This is a genomic window from Streptomyces sp. NPDC102514, assembly GCF_055584525.1.
Genome location: NZ_JBVJLW010000015.1, coordinates 230773 through 256862, shown reverse-complemented (window position 1 = coordinate 256862; position 26090 = coordinate 230773). Strand labels below are relative to the sequence as shown.

15 protein-coding genes are annotated in these 26090 nt (G+C 69.7%); all 15 read right to left on the bottom strand.

Translation table 11 applies throughout. The annotated features are described in order from the left end of the window. Window positions 1-56: 56 nt before the first annotated feature. The 15 genes from ACZ60E_RS33380 to ACZ60E_RS33310 all read right to left on the bottom strand — a co-directional run bounded on the left by ACZ60E_RS33380 (window position 57) and on the right by ACZ60E_RS33310 (window position 26059). Complete coding sequence (locus ACZ60E_RS33380) at window positions 57-1346, bottom strand: phage major capsid protein (protein ID WP_469445316.1); 1290 nt, start codon at window positions 1344-1346, stop codon at window positions 57-59. 213 nt (window positions 1347-1559) lie between these two features. Continuing rightward, window positions 1560-3518, bottom strand: coding sequence for an NUDIX domain-containing protein (locus tag ACZ60E_RS33375; protein WP_469445315.1), 1959 nt, complete (start codon window positions 3516-3518; stop codon window positions 1560-1562). A 59-nt stretch (window positions 3519-3577) separates the two neighbouring features. After that, window positions 3578-3796: a hypothetical protein gene (locus tag ACZ60E_RS33370; protein ID WP_469445312.1), complete on the bottom strand. Its 219-nt coding sequence runs from the start codon at window positions 3794-3796 to the stop codon at window positions 3578-3580. A 12-nt stretch (window positions 3797-3808) separates the two neighbouring features. Next, window positions 3809-4465, bottom strand: coding sequence for a hypothetical protein (locus ACZ60E_RS33365; RefSeq protein ID WP_469445310.1), 657 nt, complete (start codon window positions 4463-4465; stop codon window positions 3809-3811). Window positions 4466-4565: 100 nt separating this feature from the next. Continuing rightward, window positions 4566-4835 carry a hypothetical protein gene (locus ACZ60E_RS33360; RefSeq protein WP_469445308.1) on the bottom strand — a complete coding sequence of 90 codons (270 nt, stop codon included), beginning with the start codon at window positions 4833-4835 and terminating at the stop codon, window positions 4566-4568. Window positions 4836-4846: 11 nt separating this feature from the next. After that, window positions 4847-18472 carry a hypothetical protein gene (locus ACZ60E_RS33355; protein ID WP_469445307.1) on the bottom strand — a complete coding sequence of 4542 codons (13626 nt, stop codon included), beginning with the start codon at window positions 18470-18472 and terminating at the stop codon, window positions 4847-4849. A gap of 72 nt (window positions 18473-18544) precedes the next feature. After that, on the bottom strand, window positions 18545-18757 hold the full coding sequence (locus ACZ60E_RS33350) for a hypothetical protein (RefSeq protein WP_469445305.1): 213 nt from the start codon (window positions 18755-18757) through the stop codon (window positions 18545-18547). A 6-nt stretch (window positions 18758-18763) separates the two neighbouring features. Next, window positions 18764-21232 (bottom strand): phage portal protein, encoded by a 2469-nt coding sequence (locus tag ACZ60E_RS33345; RefSeq protein WP_469445303.1) that lies wholly within the window; start codon window positions 21230-21232, stop codon window positions 18764-18766. Beyond that, a complete protein-coding gene (locus ACZ60E_RS33340) occupies window positions 21232-21624 on the bottom strand; it encodes a hypothetical protein (protein ID WP_469445301.1) in 393 nt (130 codons plus the stop codon). Before ACZ60E_RS33340 ends, ACZ60E_RS33345 begins: the two co-directional genes overlap by 1 nt. Before the next feature lie 41 nt (window positions 21625-21665). Then, entirely contained in the window at window positions 21666-22217 is a 552-nt protein-coding gene (locus ACZ60E_RS33335) for a hypothetical protein (protein ID WP_469445299.1), read from the bottom strand. Between the two features lie 90 nt (window positions 22218-22307). Further along, entirely contained in the window at window positions 22308-22751 is a 444-nt protein-coding gene (locus tag ACZ60E_RS33330) for an NUDIX hydrolase (protein WP_469445298.1), read from the bottom strand. Between the two features lie 55 nt (window positions 22752-22806). Further along, entirely contained in the window at window positions 22807-23418 is a 612-nt protein-coding gene (locus ACZ60E_RS33325) for an AAA family ATPase (protein ID WP_469445296.1), read from the bottom strand. Next, a complete protein-coding gene (locus ACZ60E_RS33320; protein WP_469445295.1) occupies window positions 23340-24200 on the bottom strand; it encodes a hypothetical protein in 861 nt (286 codons plus the stop codon). Before ACZ60E_RS33320 ends, ACZ60E_RS33325 begins: the two co-directional genes overlap by 79 nt. A 63-nt stretch (window positions 24201-24263) precedes the next feature. Further along, a complete protein-coding gene (locus ACZ60E_RS33315) occupies window positions 24264-25061 on the bottom strand; it encodes a hypothetical protein (protein WP_469445293.1) in 798 nt (265 codons plus the stop codon). Between the two features lie 2 nt (window positions 25062-25063). Further along, a complete protein-coding gene (locus tag ACZ60E_RS33310; RefSeq protein ID WP_469445291.1) occupies window positions 25064-26059 on the bottom strand; it encodes a radical SAM protein in 996 nt (331 codons plus the stop codon). Window positions 26060-26090 lie beyond the last annotated feature (31 nt).

Here is a 26090-nt window from a genome sequence, read left to right as displayed (position 1 = left end):
GTACGTGGGAGGGGGCGCACCCGCGTGCCGGGTACACCCCCTCACTGCGGCCCCGATCAGGGGGTCGGCTCGGTCCAGGTGCCGATGACGAAACTTTCGGGGCGCGGTACCTCAAGCGCCAGGCGCTCGTCGGCACGGAACGTGATCAAACCCTTCTCGTAGTTCTCGGCGTTCTCGGACGAGACGGTGACGGACACCGACTCGCGGTCGTGGAGCTGCGCGCCGAGACCGAACGCGCCGATCAAAAAGTCGTTGTCGCTCATCGCGGTCGTCTCGACGACGTTGAGACGCCACACCTTCTTTTCCGCACCGATCGCGACGGCGATGGCCACACGAAAGGCGCCGTTCTTGTCCTCCTCGACCTCGACGTGCTCCCACATCGTGGGCGACAGAACGATGCCGGTCGGGTCGTACTCCGCGAGCAGCGCCTTGGTGATGCTGCGCCGGATCTGCACGCTGTACTGGTCGGTCGCGAGACCGGTGTACTGCTGGACGCCCGGGGTGTTGTAGATGCCGGTGAGGGACTGCCCGTCACCCACGGAGTGCAGGAGGTCCCAGTCCTCCGAGTACTTGACGCCTTCGACCATCCTCGTGTTGATGAAGGTCTTCAGGCGAGGCTCGTCGGCCAGGATGTTCTTGTGGGAGTCGAGCAGGTGGGCTACCTCTGCGACCGGGTACATAACCGGGGTCAGCGTGAGCTTGGACCGCGGGGCCCGGCCCCAGGTGTCGGTGTCCGCTCCGGTGGCCGGCGAGGTGCCGTCCGCGGCGTACCGCTCCTTGACCTGCCGGGCGTTGTTCGTCCAGCCGGTCTCACGGGCGCCGTACAGGACGGCGTTCTTGGTGGTGGACTTGGGGAAAAGATCGCGGATGTGGAACTTCCGGAACGGGCGCTCCGCGATGCCCAGATTCTGGGCGGAGCCGAGGACCTGGTGGGTCACCGTGCCCGCGGACAGGGAAAAGATCGACTTTCCCTCGATGTCCGCGCGGATGTAGGGCTTGTCACGGAAGTGCGAGGACGTGGCGCTCTGGTAGGAGCCCGACTCAACAAACAGGTCGCCGAGGGACTTCTCCTCGAAGCCGGGGCGCTGGCCGTAGTGGCTGGCCGCGGCGGGCGGCGCTTCCGGGGCGTCGAGGTACTGCTTGATCTCGACGAGACCCTGCTCGGCGTCGATCAGCGACTTGATCTCCTGCGCCTCGCTGGAGACCTTCCGGAAGGCCTTGGCCTGCTCGGTGGAGACGACGAACTGCCCGCCGTCCTCGACCTTGAAGGCCTGGCTGATGTTCTCGGCTTCGGCGGACTTGAGCTGGAGCGCCTTCTGCAGCTCCGCGATACGTGCGCTGGACATCTGGGGTGTTCTCCCTGTGCTGGGGGCGGTTGACGTGCGTCGCTCGCCCGGCCAGCACCGGGACGCCTCAACGCGAGGCGTGATGAAAGAGGGGGAAGGGCATTAACGTCGCGTGCTGCCCGCTCTTGACGTCTTGAGCGGGCAGCACATGGGTTTTGACCTGCTGTTTTGTTGTTGGTGGCTGCGGTAGGTACGCGGGCGTGGAGGTGTAACTCAGCTCCGCATCAGGGCGAGTGCGGCTTTCACCTCGTCGGGGTCCATGCGGACGGTGTCCTCCGGCTCCGCAACGGCCGGTTCCTCGACGTCCTCGACGTCCTCGTCCTCGGGGGATGAGGTGACGTCCTCGGTGGCGCCCGTGGTGTCGGCGTCGAAGGTCTCTTCGTCCCACAGATCCAGGCCGGGCGGGGTATCGGACACCGGATCGTCTACGGCCGCACGCTCGTCATCGTCGATGTCGAGGCCCTTCGCGGACAGGGCGGAGATCAGCTCTCGCACCTTGTCGCCGATGCCTTCGAGGTGCTCGGGCCCCGCGGTGGTGGTGCTGACGCGGGCGGTGGCGTCGGAGAGTGCGCCGACCGTGGGCTGTACAACGCGGGCGTCGACGTCCTCGTCCTCGGTGGCGGTGCGGGTCGCGGCTGCGGTCCCCTCGGGCACGACGACGGTGGCGAGCTCCACGGGCTGCGGCTTGTCGAGCGTGATCTCGTCGGCCGTGACCGTGTACGGGATCGCGTAGTGGCTGCTGCGTCGTTCGTCCTCGGTGTGCATGGACACGATGACGCGGTCCGGATAGGTGCCGTCGATGCACGTCCAGGTGCCGCCGTCCTGGTCCAGGAGTTCACGGACGGCGTCGGCGAGGCGGGCACGGAACTGTTCCTGCGACTCGGGCAGCGGAGTGGACGACGTCATGGGGGCCTCCAGCGGGACGGGGATGCTCTTGGCCTCGGCGACCATGGAGCGGGCGGACTTGTGCTCGATGCGCGGCAGGTCGCGGGCAGCCTTCACCGCGGCCCGCGCGGACTTCTTCTCGGTGCCGGTCACTCCGTCCCGGGTGGCGGCGATGATGCCCTCCAGGACGTTCGGGGACACAGGCGTGAGCTCCTTCGGCGCGGTGGCCTGCGGAAGGGCGGCGCCGGCCAGGAGTGCCCACGGTGTGTCACGGCACTCCGGCCGCAGGAGCGCCATGTCGGGCAGGGCCGTGATCGGCCACCAGGCGGTGACCTCGGTCGCGTCGCCCTTGGGGTCGTCCGGGTTGGCTACGCGGCGTCCGTCGTGCGGCGTGTTGATCGGCACGGAGTCCTCGGTGGGGACCACGGCCACGTAGCCGCGGTAGATACCGTTCGGCGCGGTCCATGATCCGACGACGCTGGCCGTGCCGGGCAGGGTTGAGCCGGTCTCCTCCGACCATTCGCGCACGGCGGCCGTGAGGGGGTCCTCGCCGTCCTCCAGGTGCCCGCCGGGGATCTCCCACGTGCCCGCTGCGGGATCGTCGTTGTCGAGGGCCCGCTGGATCATCAGCAGGCGGTCCGTGTCGGCGGCCTTCACCGCCAGGCCCGCCACCTTGACGGCGTCTTCCTTCGGAGCGGTGGAGACGTCGATCTCGACGTGGGAGGGGGTGGTCTTGTACTCAAGCCCGTCGTGCCCGCCGGCCCCGATGGCGGACTTCACCTCAAGGCTGCGCGTCAGCGGGTGCGCACCGTGCAGGACCGGCGAGACCTCGAAAAGGTCGAGGTCATGGATGACGCGGACGCCGTCGCCGCGCTTGCTCGCGCCGGTGTCCGGGACGCGGTAGCCGATGGAGAACGCGGCCTGCTTGTGCTCGTGCCACTGCTTGACCTGCTCGTATGCGTCGCGCCCCTGACGGGTGCGGAGGTTGTAGATCACGGTTGCGACGAGCGCGCCGGCTTCGGCGGGCCAGTCCCCGGGGACGTCCCGGAACCTGGGATCGCCGGGCATCCACTCCTCGCACTCCCAGACGACGCCGACGGGGTCTTTCCAGCCGTGATGCCAGACGGTTTTGACGGTGCGTGTGGCCAGGGTGCGGGCGAAGGCGCCGGGAACGATGAAGTCCTCGACCTCATCAACGACACCGGTGACGGCGTAGATTGCCCGGCTGGTGCCTCGCTGGATGGTGCTGGGGCGTGCGGGTTTGGTGGGTGGAGCAGCGGTCGGCACGGCGGGGAACCTCCGGCGGTGGACAGTGGGCCGCCGGGCACCGTGCCGTTCGCGTAGAGCTACTGTCCTGCGCTGGGCTCTGCCGGGGGCTGGGACTGTGCCTCAGCCGCAGAGCGGGCTTCGGACCAGCCCTTGCCCCAGTAGCGGTATCCGAACCGCTCCTCGACGCCGCCGTACATGTCGTACGGACAGGAGTTGAAGGGGTCACCCTGGTCGTGCGCGGCCTTTCCCTCGTTGTAGCGGTCCTGGTAGGTCGTACGGTCGAGCTGGACGGTCACTGTCGGCTCTCCTTACTGGCCCGCGAACAGAGGGTCCTGGGCGCCGCGGTCGCCGGCTGGGGGCGGGCTGGTGGGTGCCGCGTCTCCTGCCGCATTCGCTTGGTCCTCGCCGTTGTGGTGCGTCTGTGTCATCTGCGCGCCGTCAACGTCGGTCGACCACGCGTCCGGGTCGGTGTAACGCCACACCTGGCCGTCACTGTCTCTGATCCATCCGGTCAGTGTGCCGTCCAGGCCCTTGTCGAGCCAAGCCTGTTCGCCGCCGGTGCCTGTGTAGGCGCACCATGCTTCGGGTCCGTCGGGGGCGGTCTCGTCGCCCTCGTTGTACTCGTCTCCGGCCCAGGGACGGGAGTCGTCGTCGGGCTGCTCTGGGGTGGCTCCTCCGCCGCCTTCCCCTTCGGGTGGGGTGCTGGGGTCCGGGGTTGCTTGGGGGTCCTCCTCGACCATGGGCGGGTTTTCTCCGAGCGCGGCCGGAGCCACTGTCGGGTCCTCGGGCAGCTCCTCCTCAAGGCCCTCGGCGGGGTCGGTGTCGGAGACGCTGGTGTCGGCCTTGCCGAACGGGGCCTGTTCGGCGCCCTCGGTCTCGTCGGTCTCGTCGTTCTCGTCGTCTTCCTCCCCGAATGGCTTGCCGCCCTTAGGGAGAGCCTTGATGGCGAATCCGTATCTGGTCACGGGCGGAGGATGCGCACGCGGTGCGGCTTGTGTCGCTGCGGCTGCGACACCCTCACCCGACCAAGATCGTTCTCGCCCAATTGGGCGAGAATGATCTTGGTCAGCTTCCTGGTACACGCGCCCGCCTCGGGACGGCTCCGCTCTCCTCCATGACGTTGGTGTACTCGCGGAGCACCGCGAGGATGGACTTCTCGTCGCCTCCTGCAACGGCCGCTGTGGGGCCGGTCGGCGAAAGGGCGATCGTTTCGCCCTGGTGGAGTTCCACCAGGGCCGAAGCCCGGTACGACCCGATCACCGGGCGGTCGGCCCGCCCGGTGATCTGCACTGTGTAGGTCGCGCCGTCGTCGAACGAGCCGGTGACGGTGAACACTGCCTGCCTCCTTATCGCGTGGCCATCAGACCCAGGAGGAACGCACGCAAGTCGTCGTCCTGGTACCAATCACCGCTGAACATCGCCTGCACGGACCGCGCGAGACTGTCACCGGTGTCCGGTTGCGTCTGCTGCCACCGCCGCAGGAGCCGGTCCAGGGCGCTCGGCTGCATACGGCGGGCGCCGGGCCGGCCGGTGTGCGTCCTGCTGAACCAGAACGCCCTCTGCGCGGCGTCCAGGTCGCCGAGGTGCCGGGCGAAGTGCTGCGCCAGGGCATACCCGGCGGTGCCCATTCCTTCGTCGGCCAGGTCGGCGACCGTGATCTGCTGCCCGTCGGGCTCGTAGCGGCCCTGGTCGCCGTTCACGACCGTCAGGCGGCGCAGCTCGGGGCCGTTGAGCCAGGCCCGCGGCACGAGGCGCTGCACGCCCCGTACGGCCCGCTCGGCATCCGGGTCAGTGTCCGGGCCGAACACGATCGCGTTGGCGCCCTCCGGGCCCATGTCGCGGATGTCCGCCAGGGCCGCGGCCACGGCGTCCGGCACCGCGGCGGCGTACCGGGTCCGCAGGTCGCCGTACTCGCGGCGTGCGGACGCAAGCTCGGCGCGGGCTGCGGTGATCTCGACTTCGAGGTCCTCGTCGTCCGGGATAGTCCCGCCGCTGCGGGCCGCCTGCAGAGTGACCAGGCGCCGCTCGTTGGTGGCTACGTAGTCGTCGGCGTGCTGCAGCGTGGCGTGCGGGTCGTCGTCGAAATCGTCGCCGAGTGCGGCGGACAGACGGCGGGTCACGTCCTGGTCGACGTCGCTGCCGGCCGCCCGCAGTGCAGCCATGTGCCGGAGCGCGGTCAGGCCGGGGCCACCGTCGGCCGCCCGGTCAGGTGTCCACTGGATCCGGTCGGAGCGGTCCGGGAGCCGGCCCGCAGCGAGCTGCCCCCACGTGGTGGGGCGCCAGAAGGTGACGCGGCGCTGCGCCTGCCCGAACCGGCCCGGCTCCGGCATGAGTCCGGCCCAGTGGGAGATCCGCGCGGCCAGCGAGTCGCCGTCGGCGTCGGGCAGGTTCACCGCGCGGTGCAGACGTGCCAGGCGGCGCGACTCCGGCCACTGCCGGACCCGGCGGATCATGCGGCCCAGGAAGGCCCGCAAGCGGCGCAGGCGTTCGCGCGAGTCCCGGTACTTTTCGGCGATCTTCCGGGCGCCTGCCTGTACCAGTTCCGCGAGGCGCTTGGCCATGCGGACCAGGAGAGCGACGATCCGGGCCATGAGTCCCGGCTGCCGTCCGGCGGCAGGGTTCGCCGTGGCGACCCGGGCCGCGATCCGTCGGGCGGTCGCCTGCCGGGATCCGGCCATCTGCTGGGTGAGGATGCGGGCGATCCGTTCGACGTCGCCCGGGTCGACGCCCGCGGCCCGGAGCTGCCGCAGGAGCGCGTTCACCGCGCCGTTCGCGTGACCTGCAGCGGCGTTAGTGACGTCGGGGTCGGCGTCCGGGTCCGTCGACGGGCGACCGGCGACCTGGGCCGGGATGAGGCGGAGCAAGTCCCGGGCGCGGGCCGCCAGGTCCTCGTTGCTCTCGCCGTCCAGGGGCTCAAGGTCGTTGATGGTGCGCAGCGCTGCCCGCACGGTGTCCTTGTGGCTCTGGTCCCGGGTGTCACGGAGGCGGCGCTGGGCGGCCGCCCGGTCCCGGCCGGTGATGCCTGCGGCATCGAGCGCGGCGGACCCGTCGCTTCGGGCGGACTGACGGGCGTTACGCAGCGCGTCGGCCGTGAGGCGCTGCGCGATCTGCTCACGCAGGGCGTGGATGTCGCCAGCCGGGTTGGTACCGGCGACCGCCTCGTCGATGATGCGCGCGGCAACGGTGCGGGCGTGGTCGCTGACGAGCCGGTCGACGTCAGTCTGCGGCACCTGGTTGGGGTCGCGGGGCGTACCGATCGGGGGCAGGGCCGGGGTGGGCCGGTTGCGGTCGTAGACGTTCACGGCGCGGCCGTTGTGCAGACCGAAGTCATGCACGTTGCCGTCCTCGTCGACGCCGGTGAGCTGCATCCACCAGCCGTTGCGCTGCGGTTCGCTGATGATGGTCAGCCTCCGGTGGCCGTTGAGCCGGTAGCCGGTCCGGCTGACAGGGGCGTCGATGACGTCTCCGGCGCGCAGGCTCCCCGGGCGGACGCGGGCGACGGGTGCTGTGGGCTCGTCAGGCGTGCTCGGCGAATCCGGGGCTGCCGGAGTCCCGCCCGTATCCGGCGTGCTGCCGGCGTCGTCGTTGTCCGGGTCCGGCGGGGTGACGGGGTCCGGGGCGGCCTCGGGGAGCTGCCACACGGGCATCGCCGCGTGGACGATCCGGCGGCGCCACTGCTGGTCTTCGTCCTCCAGGAGGAAGCTGCGCACGCCTCCTGGGCCGTCCTCGGCGTCGATGACGCGGAAGACGCGCACCTGGTCGCCGCGGCGCTCGTCGGGCATGGCGACCAGGTCGCCCTCCCCGATCTGCGCGGCGTTCGACGGTCGAGGCCGGTCAAAGCCTGCGGGCGGCGTCCTGCCGGCCGTGCGGTCGAGATGGTCCGCGGCTCGCAGGGCGGCACGGCCCTCGGGTGTCGACGGATCCGCAGCCGCGCGCAGTTGCGCGGCCAGGGCCGCGGCCTGCTCTGGGGTGACGGGTAGGTCGGCGGTGATCCGCACGGCGGCCTGGTGGGCGTCGGGGTCGTCATCCGGGCCGTCGGCGTGATCGCCGATGACGGTCCGGTCGCCCGTGGTCAGGCCGGGGTCGACGGTCGGGCCGGTCACCGGATCCACGGTGTGTGGGGTGGGGTGCACGGTCAGGTCGTCGGCCGGGGCGGGAGCGTCATCCGGGCTGAGGTCCGGGGCGCCTCCGTCCGGGCCGAGGGCGCGCGGGAGTACCGCACGGGCGTCCACGTCGATCTCGCCGATCTCGCCGGTGCTGGTGTCGGCGTACTGCAGGGCGACGCGGTCTCCGTCCCGGCTGGGCGGGCTGGTGATGACGACGGCGGCAAGGCGCCCGTCTAGGTCCAAGACCACGACGTCGCCGTCCTTGAGGTCCCCGGCCGCGGGCTCGTCGATGGCGGTCACCGGTGCGGGGGCGGGAGTGTCGTCACGTACCTCGCCGGTGACACGCAGGTCCCCCGCGCTGCGGGCGATGGTGCCATCCGCCGTGGTGATGGTGACGCTGTCTCCGTCGACGTCGTCAACCGGGCCGAGGAGCGCTCCGTCCGTGTCACTGACGATGTTCTGGGTTGTCACGCGCTGACCGTCGGCGGTCCAGCCGTCGGGGCGCTGCCCGTTGGTGACGGTGACCGCCGTCGGAGAGAGAGCGGTGTCGTCGTTGCCGTCGGACCAGTGCACCGAGACGGTGGTGTCGGTGGCGCCTGTGACGGTGCCCTCACGGTCGTTGGTGCCGGTGACGGTGCTGCCGGGGAACAGGCCGCGGCCGTCGCGGTCCACCGGAATCTGGTTGGGCAGGTCTCCGGAGCGGAGCGTGGTCTGCGCACCGCTGGCCGGGGAGCCGGGCACGATGTCGTCGGGTGCTTCCGCACGTGCTGCGGCGGCGTTCGTGGACGTGTAGATGTTCCCGGCCGCGCCAGTTCCGTCGGAGTTCTCGGTGACCCAGGTTCGCCACTCGTGCTGAGTGCGGCCACGACGGGTGACCTCCACGCGTACAGGCGAGGTGTAGACGTAACCGGCGCGCTGGATCGGTCGGCCCTTCTTGGTGGTGCCGTCCATGCGGACCATGTCGCCGGGCACCAGGTCCTCGACCCGAGCCCAGTGCGCGGGCTGACCGCCGATCGGGTCCGGCTTCGGTTCCGGGTCGGGCTCGGCCGGGGGACGCGGGGTGTCCTCCGGAGTGCTTACAGGATCGTCCGGCGCCGGGGGTTCGGGGGACGGTGGGACGGCAGTGTTCTGCTCCTCGTCGTCACCGCGAGGCCGTTCGACGTCGTTGTCGGGGTCGCCGAGCGCGTCAAGGATGCGGTCCGCCCAGAAAGAGCGCCTGCCCAGTTCGGACATCTCGTCGCGCTGCCTCTGGTTCCGCTTGGGGCCGTCCAGAGCCTGGCGCAGCCAGGTGAAGTCATCGCGCGCCTGCGTCAGATCCTGCCGCAGGTTCCCGCTCGGGGAACGCTGGTCACGGAACGCGTCTACAAGACTCTTGAGCCGCTCGTAGCGGGCACTGGCCTCCGGCGCGTTCCGCAGAGCCTGCGGCAGCTCCGGCAGCTCCTCCTGGATACTCGCCAAGTTCGCTGTGACGGTGTCCCATACGTCGTCGCTCGGGTTCGCCGGGTCCGCGGGGCCGTCCTGCAACGTACGGACAACGAGGTTCGCGACGGCCGTGACACGGCTCTGCGATCGGCTGCGCCGGTCCGCGCCCAGGCCGAAGAACGGTCGCGCGTTCCATACCGGCGACTCGTCGGTTCTGGACTGGTGCAGGCTGGAGATTGATCCGATCTGCTGGCCGTTGAACCACACAAACTCGGAGTCGCCCATCCCGCTGGGGCGGACCTCGGCCATGTCGGCGAACGCCTGCATCTGGTCGCGGCCACCGAAGCGGAACGCGGCTTCCTCCTCGCTTTCGGCCTGCAGAGCGTTGACCGGCGGGGCGGGGGTGACGTCGGCTGCCGCAGTCGATGACGTCTCAGGGGCCGCGCCGCGGTCGCTGTTGCGACGCTGCTGGGCCGCAGTCGGCCGGGGGGCAGCGGGTTCCGGAAGTGCGCGGGTGACCGGCTGTGCTGGCTTGTCGGCCTCCGGTGTGCTGGCGTCAGTTTCCTCGGGGCGTGGCTTGCGGCGTACCACTCCGAGCTTCATGTTCGCGCTGTAAAGCGTGTCGGTGTCGCCGTGACGGGTTCCGTCCGCGTCGGTCCAGCTGGTTGTGATCGGGTAGATGTAGGAGTCGGCCGCGCCGAGTCCTTGGATGCCTGTCGTCATCTGGCGGCGTGAGCGTCCTCCGGCCAGGGTGCCGCGCGCGGTGCCGAGCGGCTGAGGGCCAGGCGCGAGGGACGCGTTCGTACGGGGCTGGACGAAGACGACTTCGTCGCCTTCCCGGAGGTCTGCCGGGTCGGCAACCACGGTGAACCCTTCGGCCCCCCACTTCTGGTGCCACGCGTCAGCGTTCTCCCTGAACGCGCGCCGCTCCTCGGCACGGTCCATCTCAAAGTTCCACTGCCCGTACTTGTTGGTGTCGGGGTCAGCGGCGAGAACGCGTGCTATCGCGTCGACGAGGTTGTCGCCGTCGGCGGTGCGGAAGGCGCGGGCACGAGCCGCCGCGTCCGGGGCGTCCCAGGGGAACGGCTGTCCGTCGGCGTCACGAATCTGCTCCTCGACGAGGTTGGCCGCGGTGAGGGCGTCCTTCAATGTGTCGAACCCCTCGCTCTCCTCGCTCAGCAGGGACGTGAGGCTGCCGGGAACGGCAACCCGGTAACGGCGGCCGTCGGTGGTTCCCGTGCGTGCTTCGCGGTTGCCGTAGACCACCAGGCGTCCGCCGCGCGACAACCTGGTGTTCTTCTTGTCGTCTGCGATCTGCGCCCGCTCCTCCGCGGTCAGGTGCCGGAAAGCCGGATCGGCCGTGGCGGGCGGGTCAAGCTGCCCGTTACGGATGTGATCGCGAACGGCGTTCAGGTCCGCGAAGCGGGGCACGGCCGGGTCGTACGCCGGCGTCTCCGCTGGCGCCGGGGACGACGGATCCTCGGGCGGACTGTCCGGCTCGTCGACGGGAGGCGCCTGCCGCTGGTTCTGCTCGGCCTCGTACTCCTCACGCGCCGCACGGTCGTCCTGCCGCTTACGCTTCTTGAATTCGTTGAAGGTCAGGCGCCCGCCGTTGTTGTCGAACCACTCCCGCAGCTCCTCGCTGGCGTACTGCCGCCACTGTCCGAACCCGGACAGGCTGCCGCCGGAGAACAAATCACGTTCGCTCGGCACGTTGTCGGCGTACTTGTACTTGCGCGAGAAGAAGTAGCCGTTCGTGTATCCGAGAGCGGCCTGGTAGCGGGCCTCGTCGATGTCCGCGAACTCGGCGCGCAGCACACGGTCCTGCTCACGCTGGGAGTACGTCGAGTATGTGAGCCGGCCGCCGTTGGCGTCCCACCAGCTACGCAGCTCCCGCGAAGCGAGTTTCCGGGCCTGCGCGGCGGTGACTTTGCGGCCGGAGAACAGGTCACGCGGGTCAACGCCGGAGCCCTCCGCCTCCGGCGTGAACAGGCGCCCGCCGGTGGCCTGCATGGCTGCCTGGAAGCGCTCCGCATCGAGGCCGTCAAACTCTCGGCGCATCCGGCCGGGGGTGGCCGGCGCGGGCTGCGTGATGTCCGTGGCGCCGAAACGGAGAGCCTCGTCCATGGCTCGGCCCTCGCGCTCCGCCTCTTCGGAGTTCGCCGGGGGCGTCTCCGGCACCGCGGCATGGATTCGCTCGTCAACGAAGCCGTCGCGGCGGTCCATCTCGGCCATGACGCGCAACATGTCTTCCGGACCCAGGCCCTGCAGCGGGGCCGCCTCCAGGTCGGAGTCGCTCAGGGTGGTCAGGTCCTCGGGCAGGGTGAAGGCGCCGGTCCGCTCCTGCTCGTAGTCGTCCTGCACTGCGCGAAGCGCCTGGGGAAGGTTGCGGCCCTCCCCATCGCGCCAGGCGGCGATGTTGGCCGGGCCCCACGGAGCGTGCCAGTCGAAGGGGTCGCCGTTGCGGTCGGTGATCTCCTCGAACCGTCCGGCGAGCGCCTGCGCCTCCTCGGGATCGGTGGAGGCCAGGGTGATGCCGGGCAGGTTCGTGCCGTTGCGGGCCTGGGCGAAGTGCCACACGGTGCTGCCGTCGGCCTGCGGCTCCGGGTACGTCGCCAGACCGCCCTCCGGCGACAGAGCGAGGTCTTCCCGCTCCGCCAGAGCAGACAGGAGAGCGCGCCGCTCAGGGGTGTCCTCGGCCGGGGTGAGGCCCTCGCCGGTACGCCAGGCGTTCCGCAGAGAGTTCACGTCGCGGTGCCGGGACCGCGACGAGCGGACATCGCCGCTGTCCACGGCCTCGTTCGAGCCGTCACCGGGGCCGTCCGGCGCGCCCGTGCCGCCGCCATCGGGCTCACCGTCGAGGTCGGCCACCCCCGCGTCGGGGTCAGCGTCGTCACGGTGCTGCCTGCGGTTCTCCTCGTCGTCGCGGCGCTCGTCCTGCTCGCCGCGGGCAACGCGCGCAGCACGACGGAACCGGTCAGCAGCGAGTTGACCCTGCGGCCCGGCGAGCTCGTACTGCTCGGCGAGCGCGTCCATACGGTCAGCGATGTCGCGGAGCTCGGCGTCCCGGTCCTCGGCGGAGTCGACGCGGTCGAGACGGTCGTTGAGTTCCTGCATCTCCGGCAGCGAGTCGCGGCCCACGGCGTTCATGCCCTCGCCGAAGAGGCCTTGCGTCCGGCTGCCTCGGCCGTCGAGCTCCGGGGCGGGAGCGGTGGACGGCTCGTCGACGCTTCCCTGCTGGAAGTCCGGGTAGCGAAGGTCCCGCTCGGCCTTCCTGCGGGCTGCAGTGGCCCACGACCTGGTGCTGCGTGTCTCATACGGCAGCTCAAGGTCCGGGTCGTCGAACTGGCTCTCAATCCACGCGGCCTCGTCGCGGATCTGCCGGAGGTCGCCCTGCAGATCGTCCGTCTCGGCCCTGCTGACACGCTGGATGAGGTCCTGCAGCCGCTGGATGCGCTCCGGGTCCTGTAGGCCGTCCCTGTTCTGCAGGGTGGCGATGTCGTCGCCGATGTCGGCCATGCGGGCACGGAGTTCGTGGTGCCACGCCGGCGTCGGCTCCGGCCGCGTGCGGTCACTGGCCCACGCGAACGTCTGGTCGGGGTTGCTCAGGAAGACGGGGCTGTTCTCCGAGCGCGAGCCGTCGAGGTTCGAGACAGACAGGACCATCGTCCCGTTGTCGTTCCGGTTCACGCTGTTGACGCGGACCGGCTCTCTCCAGCCCACGGGGTACGGGCGGCCGTCGGCACCCTGCCGGGTGATCGGCATACGGATGATGTCGTTCTCGGCGACATCAGCGCGATCTCCCAGCACCCAGCCCTCAGGCGCCTCGCTACGGGCCTCCTCCTGCTGGCCGGCGTCGGCGGCCTGCTGCTGCCGGAGGTCGCGGAGTCGAACGAGCGCGGCAACCGCATCCGCGCGGCTCTTGTAAAAATCCGGAGTTCCGTTGCCGTCGCCGTCGGTGAACTCCCACTGACGAGCGAGCTGACGGACCGTACCGGCGTCCTCGCCGTCGACGGCCACCGGATACGAGCCGTCGTCGTTGCGCTTGCCGATCTCGGCACGGGCGAGCGCTTCAGCGCGCTCCTGCTTCTCCTTCTCGTTCCTCTCCCTGTCCTTTTGGGCGGCTGCGCGCTTGTTCTGCTCCTCCTTCAGGCGGCCCCGCCGGTTGGCGACAGGCGAGAGCGCGATGACGAGATTGCCTTGTACGCGCGGGCCTTCCCCAGTGCTCTTGACGTGCCGGTCCTGCCACGCCTGCAGTTCCTCGAACTCGGCCGCGATGTCCTCGTCGGTCATGTCTGCTGGCGACGCGTCCCGGATCGGCGCGGCGGGCGCCGTGGCGTCGTCGGCCGAGTCCGCGTCGTCGGACTGTCCCGGGCGCTGCCAGGCGTCCCACTGCTCAGGGGTCAGCCGCTCCACGAGACCGCGCGGCGGCATCGTGACCGTGCTCTGAAAGCCGCGGTTCTCCCACTGCTGCCGGTCCTCGTTCCACTCCCGCCCCTCGTACGTCACGAGAGTGCGGCCGTTCGCCGTCGAGGACGCGCCACGGAACGTGCCGTAGTAGTGGGCAAGTCCGCCGGTGTGATCGGCCGGGTTGTGGGCATCGAAGGAGACCAGGTCGCCCTCCTGGACGTCCCACGGGTGGTACTGGGTGCCACCGTGAGCGCCGTCGCCCTGGGGTGCCGCCGTACGCTCCGGGAGACCCTGCAGCGCCTCCTCAAGGGCGTTTCCGAGGTCGATCATCCCGGCGTGGGCGGTGGTGACCTGCGGGTCATCACCGAGGATCCGCTCATTCAGGCGCTGCCGGATGAAGTCGAGGTTCTCCCGGACGCGTCGCAGGTCCTCACGGGCGTCACCGGTCGGTGGGTTGCCGTCGAGAATGCCCTGGAGCGACTGGCGGACCTGCTCGTAGTCCTGGCGGATGCGGCGAACGTCCTCCTTGTCGTGCCGGTTCAGGCCGGTCAGCCGCGGCAGAGGCGGCAGCTCCGGGAGTTGATCCATGACCATGCGGGCGGTCTGCGTCTCGTCAGCGTTGGCGGTGCTGGGAGCCTCCGGAGTGCCGTTGGCGATCAGGTCCGGGGTGCCGAACTCGTCGGCGGGCCGTGGAGTGTCCGAGCCGGCGGCCGGTGCGGGGATTTCGTCCTGGCCGAAGTCCTCGGGGCGCATCTGCTGCCACGGCATGCCGCCGCCGGCGTCGCTGCTCTCACGGTCGGGCACCGTGCCGGGCTTGGATGTGCCGTAGGAGGCGTGGGCGCGGCCGATTTCGAGCGTGACGTCTTCGTCGCCGCGGCGGCCGGAGAGCAGGACCTGCCCCAGGTCTCCACGGCTGATCTCTGATACGTCAATCGGCTCCCCCCAGCCGGTGACGATCATGCGGCCGGTGCTCTCCGTACGGCCCAGCTCGGGCACGCGAACGGAGTCTCCGGCCTGCACGTCGTCCCACCCGGAGTGCTTCCAGCCCTCTCCAGCGCGCTCGTTGCGAATGTCGGTGATCTTGTGGAGGGCGGTGATGGCGGCCGCGCGCGTCGGATACGTCGCGCCGGAGGGCAAGCGTCCATCGCGGTCGACGATGCGCCACTTCCCCTTTCTCTCCGGGTAGACGATGCCCAGAGGGGTGCCATCGCGGCCCTGGACCTGCTCGGCCTTCCTCTCGGCGAGCCGCTCCGGCTGCCGCACGAGGAGCGACTGGCTACGGCGCTCGCTCTCGTTGCGGCGGCGCTCCCATTCGACTTCGGACTGCCGATCGGCGAGGGATCGAATGCGAGCGCTGACCTGGCGGCGTACGGCCCGTGTTGACGGGTCGTTGCCCTCGGGCAGGGTGGCGCCGCGGAGCTGGGCCAGTTCCTCCACGATCCGCTCGTCGTGCATCTGCTTCGGGTCGGTGGTTCCCGGGCGGGGCGTGTCGTCGTCCTCCGGGGCGTCGAGCATCGTTCGGATCTGATCACCGCGGCGGCGAGCAAGGACACGGTTGTACGGCATGGAACCGCGGGACTGCAGGCGCATGTTCTTCGGGCCAAGCGAGTCGACCGTGTCCCACTCGTACCCGGTCCATACCTCGTCGCCGGGCCGGAAGTCGGTGACCGCCCATGTGCCCGCAGGGGCGAAGAACTGCCCCTTGAGCCGTTCGAGCTGCTCGTCGGTGAGCTCCGGCTGCTCGGCGTTTGACCCTGTCGGCTCCTGGTAGGCGACGTTCCGTTCGTCCAGCCACTTCTTGAGCTGACGGACCTTCTCCGTGCGCCGGGACAGCGTCGTGTTGCTCTGCAGGTAGAAGAACCGCGGCTGCGACCTGTTCCTGCTGGGCTTGAAGCCCATCCGTTGCAGTGCCGCAAACTCGCTGTCGCTGACCACGCCGTTCGGCGTGGGGAAGCGGACGGTGGTCCCGGTGCCACTGTGGTCGATGACGACCTGGTTCGAGGCCGCGGCGGACCCGTCACCCGTCGGAGCATCGGTGTTGCGCGAGGCGTCTGCAGCGTCCGGGGACGGGGTGCCGCTCTCCGGGATGTTCGGGCTCGTGGTGTTGCCATCGGGGCTGTTCGTCTCCGGCGCCTCGGGGGCGGCCTCGTCCGGATACAGCACCCGCATTTCGCTGTCCGGGGCGAGGAAGTGCTGCCTACCGTCTTCGGTGACGACCAGGACCCGGCCGCGTCCCGTGCGCACGGGCTTCTGTGTCACGGTGTGCGTGCGTCGGTCGGCGTCGACGAACCGGTCTCCGCTCTGCAGGTCGATCGGGGCGCGCATCTGCGGGGGCCGCAGGTTGCTGGTGTCGCGGCCCTCGGCGGCCGCGAACATGTCGGGCGTCCCGGTTGCGTCGGCTGGCTGGTCGTCCGGGTTGTTGAAGTCGGCGGCCTGGCGCTGTTCCTCCTGGCCGCCGACGTCGAACATGCCGTCGGCCTCCGCTACGGGCTTCGTCTTCGGCTTCGGGTCTTCCTTCGGCTTGCGGCCGGCACGACGGGCCTCCTCGGCTTCGAGGACCCGCTGACGGGTGCGGTCGACGCCGGACAGCTCCCCGCCGTTGGCCATCTCCGCTTCCATCAAGGAGACGATCTCGTCGCGGATCTCCGGATCCGTCATCAAGGACGGCGCCTTGGCGGCCCGCCCGGCCTCCGCGGGTGCGTTGACCTCATCAGGGCTCAGGGTGACCCCAGGGTCATTCGGCTTCGGTGCGCCGTCGTCGGCTGTGGCCGACTCGGCGTCCAGCCGCCAGGGACGGAACCCGTCCATGCTCCGCAGCTTGTCCGCCGGGAACGTCTCGGACCGTCCGAGCGGTGCGTCGTAGTCGTACGGTTCTTTCCGCACGTTGATCGTGCCGTCGTCGTTCTCGCTGACGACGATGTAGACCTCGCCCTGCGGGGTGCGGACCGGCTCGCCGACGCCGAACCGGCCGTCGATGTCCCGGATGACGCCCTGCGGCGTCCGGTAGTGGGTGATCTCGCCGTTCTCGTCGGTCTGCTGGCGGAAACTCGGGTCGTACGGCTCGGACTCGCCCTCTGCTGGAGCAGCTCCCTCAGGCTGCTCTCCGCCGCCGCCGGGACCGTCGCCTTCCGGGGCGCCCGCGGCTGGAGCGTTGGCCTCCTTCTCGGCATGCTTCTTCCGCTTGTTCTCCGTGATCGCCTGGGAGTCGGCCTCGAACCGGTCGGCGTTCTCGTCCAGGCGCTCCTCAAGGCGGTGCAGCGCCCGGAGCATGCCGTCGTCGAGGCTGTCGGTGTCCAACTCGTCGAGGGCAGCGAGGGCGCCCTTCATGGCCTCGCCGTTCTGGCCGTATCCCTTGGCGCCCTTGGGCTCGTCGGTGACGTTCTGCATGTGCTGGGCCAGGGCGCGGAACTCCTCGGGTGCACCGTCCGGCCACTGCTTCCCGGTGAGCTCGTTCACTGCGACCCAGTCCTTGAGGACGGCCGCGGCTGCGCGCTTGGCGTCAGCAGCGTTGGGGTGCTGCTCCATGCGGCTCGTGCTGCGTTGTACGTCTTCCGGGCGGCGGCGGGCCCTCGGGATGATGTTCATCATGTCGTCGGTGTCCGCACCGAACTGGTGGGTCTCGCGGCCGACGCCGAGGCTGCGGGTGGTGAAGGTGCGTCCCCCCGGGTACCGGCGTACGTCCGTGATGACGTGGCCGTACTCGCCACCTGCGACGACGTCACCGACACGGACTCGGTCCGCGCGGACCTTCTCAGGGACGTGATCGTCGCTGTGGCCCGACACCGCCGCCTGCTTCGGCATGCTGCGAAGGCGCACGCTGTCGCCGGACGTCATGACCGTGCCGTCCGGGGCGGTCAGGGTGGCATCCAGCAGAGGCGCCCACCTGCTCGCGTCGTACGTAGGGGCGAGGGTGCCCTCGACGGTGACCGTCGTCGGCAGGGTCTGGTCCCGGGTGCTGGCCGGCCATTCGACGTCGCGGTCGCTGACGGTGACCGTGATGCGGTCGCCGGGCTTGAGCTGTCCACGGTCGACCGTCACCGCGGTGTTGCTGCCGGCGGGCGGAGCCGCGGGGGCGGTCTGGGTGGCGTCGTACTCCTGGCGGGTCCGCTTGATGGTGGCCTGGATGTGCTCGCCCTTGGGTGAGCGCCAGGTGTCGACCGTCTCGTTGAGATCCGGGTTGGAGAAGTCGAACCCGTCGGCGCCGGAAGCGGAACCACCGGTGTTGTGGTTGAGCTGCTGCGCGAAGCCGAGGGCGCCCTGCGGGGTGTCGAAGTCGCCGGCTTCCTTCATGCGCTGTCCGGTGCCGGTCGCGGTGAGGTACCAGCGGCCGTTGGTGTCGTCGAGAAGGGCGATCAGTCGGCCGTCGGGGGTGATGTGCAGGTCCTCGTCGTCGCTTGCGACGGATCGCAGGAACTGCGTCATCTTCGGCGTCTGGTCCGGCCGGTCGGCGAGGTCGAGGAAGTGCTGGCGGACAGCCGCGGTGTCACTGAACCGAGAGGCGCCGTTGCGCCTGTTGGGCAGCGCCGCGACGTTGACGGGCAGTTTGCCGTCCGCGGGCTCGTCTTCGTCGTCGTCCCCGCTGGGGCCCGCAGGGTCGTCGTCCTCGCCGATGGGGCGGCCGCGGTCGTCGGAGTCGTGGGGGTCGTTCGGGGTGTCGGGGTCGCCGTCGTCGTCCCGGGCGACGCCGTTGCCGCGGCGCGCGTCGCCGGTCCGCTTGTCGTCTTCCTCGCGGACCTTGTCCTCGTTGTCGGTGGGCGCGGACCCGTCCGGCCTGGCCACCATGGACACCCACTTGGCGCTGGTGGTGTGCCTGCGGCCGGTGAACTCGTTCGGGCCTGTCTGGTCCTGGACGAGGATGCGGTCATTGGGGAGGGCGCGGACGACGCGCGCGAGTTTGCCGCCCCACAGCCGGACGGTGCCGCCCGTCTCGATAAACCGCCCCTTGCTGTCCCGCGGGTGCAGGGCGGGGTTCCACTTCCGGCGGGCGGCCTTGACCTCGAACTCAGCGTGCTCAGCGGCGGGGCGATTCAACATGCCGCGGACCATGCACACCGTGGGTGGTTAACGTCGCGCCGTGCCGGGCGGGCGCGACGCGATGGCCGTGGCTTACATCGTTTCGGTGAGGATGTGGATGGCGAACCAGCCGGAGAATCCGAACCAGCCGACGGCAAAAAGGGCTCTGCCGGCCTTGCTGGTGCGGGTCCGGAACAGGAGTCGGACGTTCTCGGAAAGGGTGTCGTTGTCGCGCTTGTTCGCCAGGGCGATTGCTTCGGCGACGGCGAAGACGGCGGTCCAGGCGATCCAGATGGCGGGCCACATGACGGGCTACTCCTTGGGGTCGGTGTCGTAGTGCAGGCGGCAGCGGCAGTTCACGGTCAGGCCGATCGGGGCGAATGGGTCGCCGGGGTAGCGGAGCTGGGCACCGTTGATCGTGTACGGGGTGCCGACGGGCAGGGTCGTGCCGTGCAGCGCCTTGTGCGCGGGCCGTACGCGGTCGTCCTGGCGTGTGATCCACGTCCGTACGACTCCGGGCCCGGCGCTCTCCGCCGCGGCGTCCGCAGCCCCGTTGATGGTTGAAACAGCGCATGCCTCGGCGACTCGGGCCACGAGTCCGAGCGTGTGCAACTTGTAGTAGCCGGTTACCAGGGCCACGAGCCGATCGAGTTGAAGGGTGAGCTTCTCCTCGTCCTGGATGTGACGCAGGTAGTCGGCGAGGTCTCCGAGGAACGTCGTGACTGCTTCGCTGGCGTACATCGCGGTGACGAGCGCGGCAGCGACCGCGGCCGGGGGCACAACATCGGTGCTGGTGATGGCCTGGCTCAGCTTGCGGGCGGTGGTGGTCGCGGCCTGCTGCAGGATCGGAGCGAGGGTGTTGGTGGTCTCTTCCGCCCAGCGGGCTGCGCTGACGACGCGGTCCTCGTCGATGTTCGCGTCGCCGCCGCGGGTGTCGTTCTCGTCCTCCGGCTCCCAGAACCGGGTGTGCTTGCGGGTCTTCGGGGCGCGGAGCCGGGCGAGGATCACGCCCTGCTGGCGCGCCAGAAGCGCGGTGAGGGCCGCCTGGACGGCCATGGACAGGGCGTCGAAGTCGGCGTCAGTGACCTCGAACCCTTGGCCGGGCAGAGCCTTGGTCTCCAGTTGGGCGCGAGCCGCGGTGACGTCCTCGGCGGCGGGTCCTTCCTCGGGCTGCGTGACACTGGCGCGGGCTCGCGCGACGTCGTCAGCGGCTTCTCCCGGGGTGGCTTCGGTGAGCTGCGCGCGGGCTGCGGCGACCTCTTCGGCTGCGGTGCCTCCCGTTCCGGCCGGTAGTTGGGGGAGGGCCTCTCCTCGGGCCAGGGCGACGTCGGCGGCTGCGGTGGAGGTGGAGACTGCCCCGGGCTCGCGGGCTTCGGCGACCGCCGCGGCGGCAGACTGGTCTCCGGCCGGGGGCAGTGCGGCGTTCGGGTCGGTGCCGGGCAGTCCGCCGGCTCCCGGGGCGGGGGCCAGGCCCAGCGCGGCCGCGTCCTGGTCGTTGGCGGGTACGGGCGCCTTCTGAGGGCTGATCCACAGGGCGCGGCTCTGGGGCGTGTTGAAGGCTTTCCGTCCGGCGGCCACCCGGTACTCGTCAATCGTGATCAGGCCCGATTCCCACTCCTTGCGTGCCTCTTCGCGGGCCTGGCGGCGGGGGAATTCGAGCGCCTGGACGCGGGACGTGTCGAACCGGATCACCCAGTCGTCGGACAGATCCGGGTCGAAAGCCGACGCCATCAGGTTGAGGTGTGGCAGCTCGGTGTGCGCCCAGAAGTTGTATTCCTCCCGGTCAGCGTTGTTGAACGTCCTCTCGGAGGCGTTGCCGATGACGCTCTCGTACACCCCGAAGGCGCTGAGGATTTCGTTCTTCGCGACGCTGGAGAGCGTCTCGTACGCCATCTCGCGGGGCCGGGCGGAGGTGTCGACGTAGGACACTCCGCCGGGGCCGGTACCGACGAGGGTGAGCTGTCCGGCGTGGTGCGCGCCCGGGGCGAGACGCTTCTGGATGCGGTCGACCTCGCCCGAGTCGACCCCGTCCAGGTCGATACCGACGATGCCTCCGGGGCGGCCGTCGTTGTCAATGAAGCTGATGTTGTAGGTGCGGGCCTTGACGTCCAGGTCGATCGACAGGCCTGCGGCCTCCAGCGGGGTCACGCCGCAGAAAGGATCGGTGGGGTGCGGGTCCCTGATCCAGATGACTTTTTCCGGCGGGAGCTCGCGGATGCGCCCGCGGTAGTCCGTGAACTGGAAGTGCTTCACGTACGAGGCGTTCTCGTCGTCCGGGATGACCTCGACGCGGTCCGGCGGAAGCAGGTCGAGCCGGGTGAGGACCCCGCCTCGGCTCGTGGTTTTCTCGACGAACACGCCCTTCTTGCTGAGGAGCAACTGGGCGCTGAGCCGCTTCTTGAAGACGTCGCCCGTCTCCAGCGGGTTGGCCTTCTTGTTCAGCAGCCGCAGCAGGGGGTGGTTGTCGAGGGTCTCCTCGAACTCGCGCTCGTCGCCGCCGCGGCCGATCTGCACCGGGAGGGTGGAGGCGTGCTTGCTGATGGCCTCGACGCTCTTGAAGGTCCAGATGCTGCGCTCGTAGCCCTCGACGATGACGCGCTCAAGGTCCCAGCCGTCTGCGCGGCCGGGGGTGCCCCACACGTTGGTGACGCCGGCGAGGGTCATCGACGTGTAGACGCCTCCGGCCAGGAGGTCCTTCGTCTCGGTGGGACGGGGTTCGGGGGCAACGGCACCTCTGGGCACGAGGAGCCCTCGGAGGGCGGGGAAGAGCTGGCGGGGCATCAGGCCCCCTCAGCGCTGGAGATCCAGAGGCCCGCGGCGACCACGAGGATGCTGAGGGCCAGCCACCCCAGCGGGGGCAGTAGGTAGAACAGGACTGCGGCCTGTCCGGCGTAGCCGCTGAAGGCTGCGATGGCTCCGGCGTCTTGCTGCCATCGGCGCGCGGAAGTGCGGCGGACGAGAACACCGCTGGCGCATAGGCCGATGAGGGCGGCGGAGAGGCCGGCGGTCCAGTGCAGGGCGGCGAGCGCTCCGAGTCCGCCGAGCACGCCGAACGAGAGCAGAAGAAGCCCGAGGGCCTCCCTGCCGACCTTGTCGGAGAGCACCGACCCAGAGCTGTCGGTGGGAGCGACACCAGGGTCGTCGTTCGACGGCTGAGTTGGCTGAGTAGTCACGCCGCGCACCATGAACAGTGGGCGGCGTTAACGTCGCGTGCTCAGCGCGGAGGGCGGGAGACCCCCGTCATGTAGGCACCGATACCGCGTCGGTTGATGGTCCCGCCGGGGATGATCCGTGTGTTCGGGGGCGGGGCGGGCACCTTCCGCTTGGCCCTCTTGGTCTGGTCACCACCGATCAGGTGCGTGTTGTCGATCTTCGCGGCGCAGTCTGTGCCCTTGGCCTCGTCGTACGGGCGGCGGCAACCGTCGCAGTACACGTCGAGCGCCTCGATGCGCTGGCCCTCTGTGGTCTTGAAGCTGCCTCGGTAGTCGGCGATGCTCGCGATCTTCGGCGTGACCTCGATGGTGGCTGCGACAACCCAGATGTGAGAGAGGTCCTTTTTCTTCTTCGGCTCGGGCGCGACCGGAGCATCTTCCGAGGCGAACTCCTGCAGCGGCTGCTCCTTGGCCACGATGACAGGCGCGGGCGCGGGGTTGAGCGCCTTGACGGGCGTGGGCGGTGCTTTCGGCTCGTCGAGCCAGGCGAACAGACTCTCCTGCAGATGAGAGCGGCCAGTCTCGGGCGAAAGGGGGGTTGTCGCGGTCGTCACCGTTCCTCCGGTTCACTGGGAGGTTGACGTAAAGCGCAACCCCCTTCATGTCGGGAACGTCAACTGCCGTGATCTGTTACACCCTGAGCTCTACGCCGACCTCTCCCAGCCGTGTACGGAGAACTGTTCGCCCTTGCGCCAGTGGGCGATCCCGAACGCGTTGTACGGAACGGTGTTGTCGGGAAGGTGGTCCGCAGAGTGCCAGAACAGGCCCGCGCACTTGTGCGGTTCCATGTTCTGTGGCTCGCCCTCCCAGTGCCGGGCGGCGAAGAACCAGCCGACCCGCGGTTCTCCCTCTGGGTTACGGAAGTGCATGACGTGCACGATCTGCAAGGCGTCCCGCTGGACGACGACGCCGGTCTCTTCGCGTGCCTCGCGGATGACGGCGTCGAACACGTCCTCGTCGTCGTCGAGCTTCCCGGAGGGGAGGTTGAGCAGGCCGTCGGCGTAACCGGTGCCCTGCCGTTCGGCAAGGCACACGGCGCCGTCGCGCTCAAGGATGAGCATCACGTCGTTCACGGGCTGCTGGGGCACTGTGCTTCGTCCTCCGACCGGTGTGGTGTTTTGCCGGTGGGGACTTTAGCGGGGATCAGGCCGCGATCAGCCCCATCTCTCCAACGCGCTTCATCGTCCACTGGACACGCTGGGCAACCGTCAGGCCCGTGGGCAACTCCAGCATCGGCACGCCCGTGGTGCGGCACACGTCGTAGATGGCAGCGTCGGACTCGTCCTGAATGGTGAGGACCTTCGCACGCATGCGGTCGCCGCCTGCCTTCTGGTCGTACCGGTCCCGGCAGAACACGATCGCGTCGTAGGCGATCGGCATCCAGGCCCTGCACAGGGCGTCTGCAGCCGTGAGAACGGCTGCCACGCCCGGCTCGGTGGGGTCGAGGACCAAGCCAGCCAGGGCCAGAACGTTCGCGGGGGTCTTGTCGGTGATCAGGACCTGGTGGTGACGGGCGGCGCGCAGGGGCACGGTGAAGTGCTGGGCCAGCAAGTCGAGCTCCGCGACCAGGTCGAAGTTCCCCTGACCGTGCAGGACGATGTCCTCCATGAAGGGGCTGGTTCGTGCGGGCTCCCCGGTGCAGGCGACACCGATGCTCTGCTCGCGCAGGTGCGCGGTCAGGGCGTGGACGAGCGTGGTTTTGCCCGCGGCTTGGGTGCCTTCGACGGCGATAACGCGGCACTCTCGGATGGGCATGCAGGCTCCAGGAGATCGGTAAAGACGGAATTTTCAAGCCAGCCCCAGGCGCCTTTGGCGCCGTCGGCGATGGCCCGGTTCACGTTCAGGCCTTGATCGGCCCACATGCCGAGCCCGGCGGCGTGGGCGGCGACGTAGGCGGTGGAGAGGGAGTGCCGGAGGTTCAGGACGCTGACGCGCTCCCGTCCCTCGTCCTGGCCGTCCTCGACCCACCGGCGATGCCAGGCAGGCATGGTCACCTTGAGGAGTTCCGGCTGCGTGACGTCGAGACCAAGCTCGACACACACGTCGACCAGGCGGCGGGACTTCCCCGTCAGGAGGTGGCCGGCGTCGAACCGGGTGTCGACGTAGTGGCTCTCGTCCGGGTCGGCGTCGCGCCGGCCCTTCCACTGCGCTCGGGCTTCCTGCAGCCGAGGGACGGCATCCAAGGGCGCGTTCGCCTCCAGGACAGCCAGGTCGCTGCAGAACTGATGACCGGTGATGATTCTGGACGTCTCCGCGGCGGCGGTCACGGTCGCCGCGGCGTTGCGGACGAGTTCGTCCATCTCGTTGGGTTCCTCGACGTACACGCTCGTCCATTCGAACGGCACGTCCGCCAGGTCCGGGGTGCGGCCGGTGGGCAGGTCGAGCCACGCAACGCTGTAGCAGAAGGGGCGTTGGCCGTTCTTGATGCGGTAGTTCTTCGTCCACTCGACATCGATGGACGCGATCCGTACGGCCCCCGTACGCAAGGGCGGTGGCTGCAGACGCAGGGCAGGGGGCAAACTGCTCGTGATGATCATGTGGCGGTGGTTCCTGTCGTAGGGCGGGGCCGCACACGGGGGTGCGTGCGGCCCCGCCGGACGCTACTCGCTGGTGGACGGCGCCACGCCAGAGAACAGCGAAGGCGCCACTTCCCAGGCGACGGCCGCGACGAACTCCAAGATGCTCAGCGGCGGGCGCCACATCAGCCGCTCGGTGTGCTTGCCGCCGAGGAGCGCGGTCGAGACGGCGGACGTCAGAACACTCGCCGCGAGGGCATCAGGGGAGTAGTCCCCGGGACGGTTCTCGGCAAGAGCCTGGCAGGCGAGTTGTGCCGCCTCCTGCTGAGCGGCGCCGGCGAACTCCTTCATGGGCTCCAGATCGTGCTCGGCCGCGGTCTCGCTGACATGCCCGGCCGCGGGGCCGAGGTCGTGGCTGGAGTCCACGCAGCGGGCAGTCGACCGCTCCGGTGCGGTGCGGTTGCTCCACGCCTCGGCTACGGCCGTGACGCCCGCATGCCGCGGCTCCCCCTCAGAGCGGGGGAGCCGCTGTAAGACGTGCAGGTCGTCGGCTGCGTTGTGCCAGGCGATGACCAGCGCCTCACGGCGGGCCTGGACCAGGACGTCGTCGAGAACCTTGACGATTCTGGCGTTCTCGCCAACCTCCTCGGGGACCACTACGTGATACCCGAACTGGGCCAGCGGCGCGGAGACAGCCCGGGTGCGGGTGCGGTAGACCGACATGACCACGATGCCGGCCGCCATGATGACGGGTGGCTCGTCCCCGTCCGCCTCGCCCCACAGCAGGGACAGGGAGGCGAGCCACTTCGTCGGGCGCCGCCAGGGGTCGGTGACCGACCCGAACGGGGTGTCCGGGCGCAGGAGATTGGTGTAGGCCCGCATCGTCACTTCTTCCCGGTGAGGGCGCCCTGCGGGGTGGCGTGGATCGACCTGCCGACGTACTTGGAGACGTGGTTCCGCTTGAAGCGGTATCGCTTCCAGACCTCCGTGACCGGCTCCTCCAGGACGTTGCCCAGGTCCTCCCACAGGTCCTTCGCGTCATACACCGGCCACGCGCGCGCCGTGCCGTTCGGCTCGACAACGATCATGTGGCCTTCGTTCTCGGCGGTCCACGTCGTCATCCGCAGGGCGGGCGACCACTGCAGTTCCGCAGCCTTCTCCTGGAGGCGCGAGAACGCGGCCAGCGCCTGGGCCTCGGTGATGAACTCGTGTTCCGGCAGGTTCAGGGCGTTGCCCTTGCGCAGGGGCAGGATCAACTTCACCTTGCCGGCGTCGAGGACGTCGCCGATCTGGACGGTGAACGGCAGGGCGGACAGACCGGAGCGCAGAACGACGGCCGACATGGCGAGCGGGATCCCGTGCTCCTGGAAGACCCGTACTCCCGGCATGATCTGGTCGTAGTCGCCGCGCAGCCGTGCAGTGATCGCGCGGGGGCCTTCCAGCCCGACGTTGGCGTACGCGACCTTCCCGGCCATGCGGGCAGCGTGGTGCTTGGCGTACACGGCGTTCGTGGGGACGGCCAGGATGTGCCCACCGTCGTGGTAGATGTCGACGATATCGCCGAAGTCCTTGCGGAACAGCGGTTCGCCGCCGGAGAGGAACACCCGGTTCACGCCGCTGAGGTTGTGCTGCATGGCGGCGAGTTGCCCGAGTGTGGGGTCCGGCATCTGCAGGATCTCGGAGCAGAACCCACAGTCCATATTGCAGCGCTTGGTGACCTGGACGATCACCGAGAGCGGACGGTCGAGTGTTGCGACAGCCGAGTCGAGGTCGGTGTCTGCGTCGATCGTGAAGTGCTGTCCGTTGAAGGCGTAGCCGACGCCTCCGCCGATTGGCGTGTGCTGTTGTCGAGGAATGGCCGGAATTCCGAGGTCGGTCATGTCTGCTGTCCTCCTGGTTGGTCGATCCGGA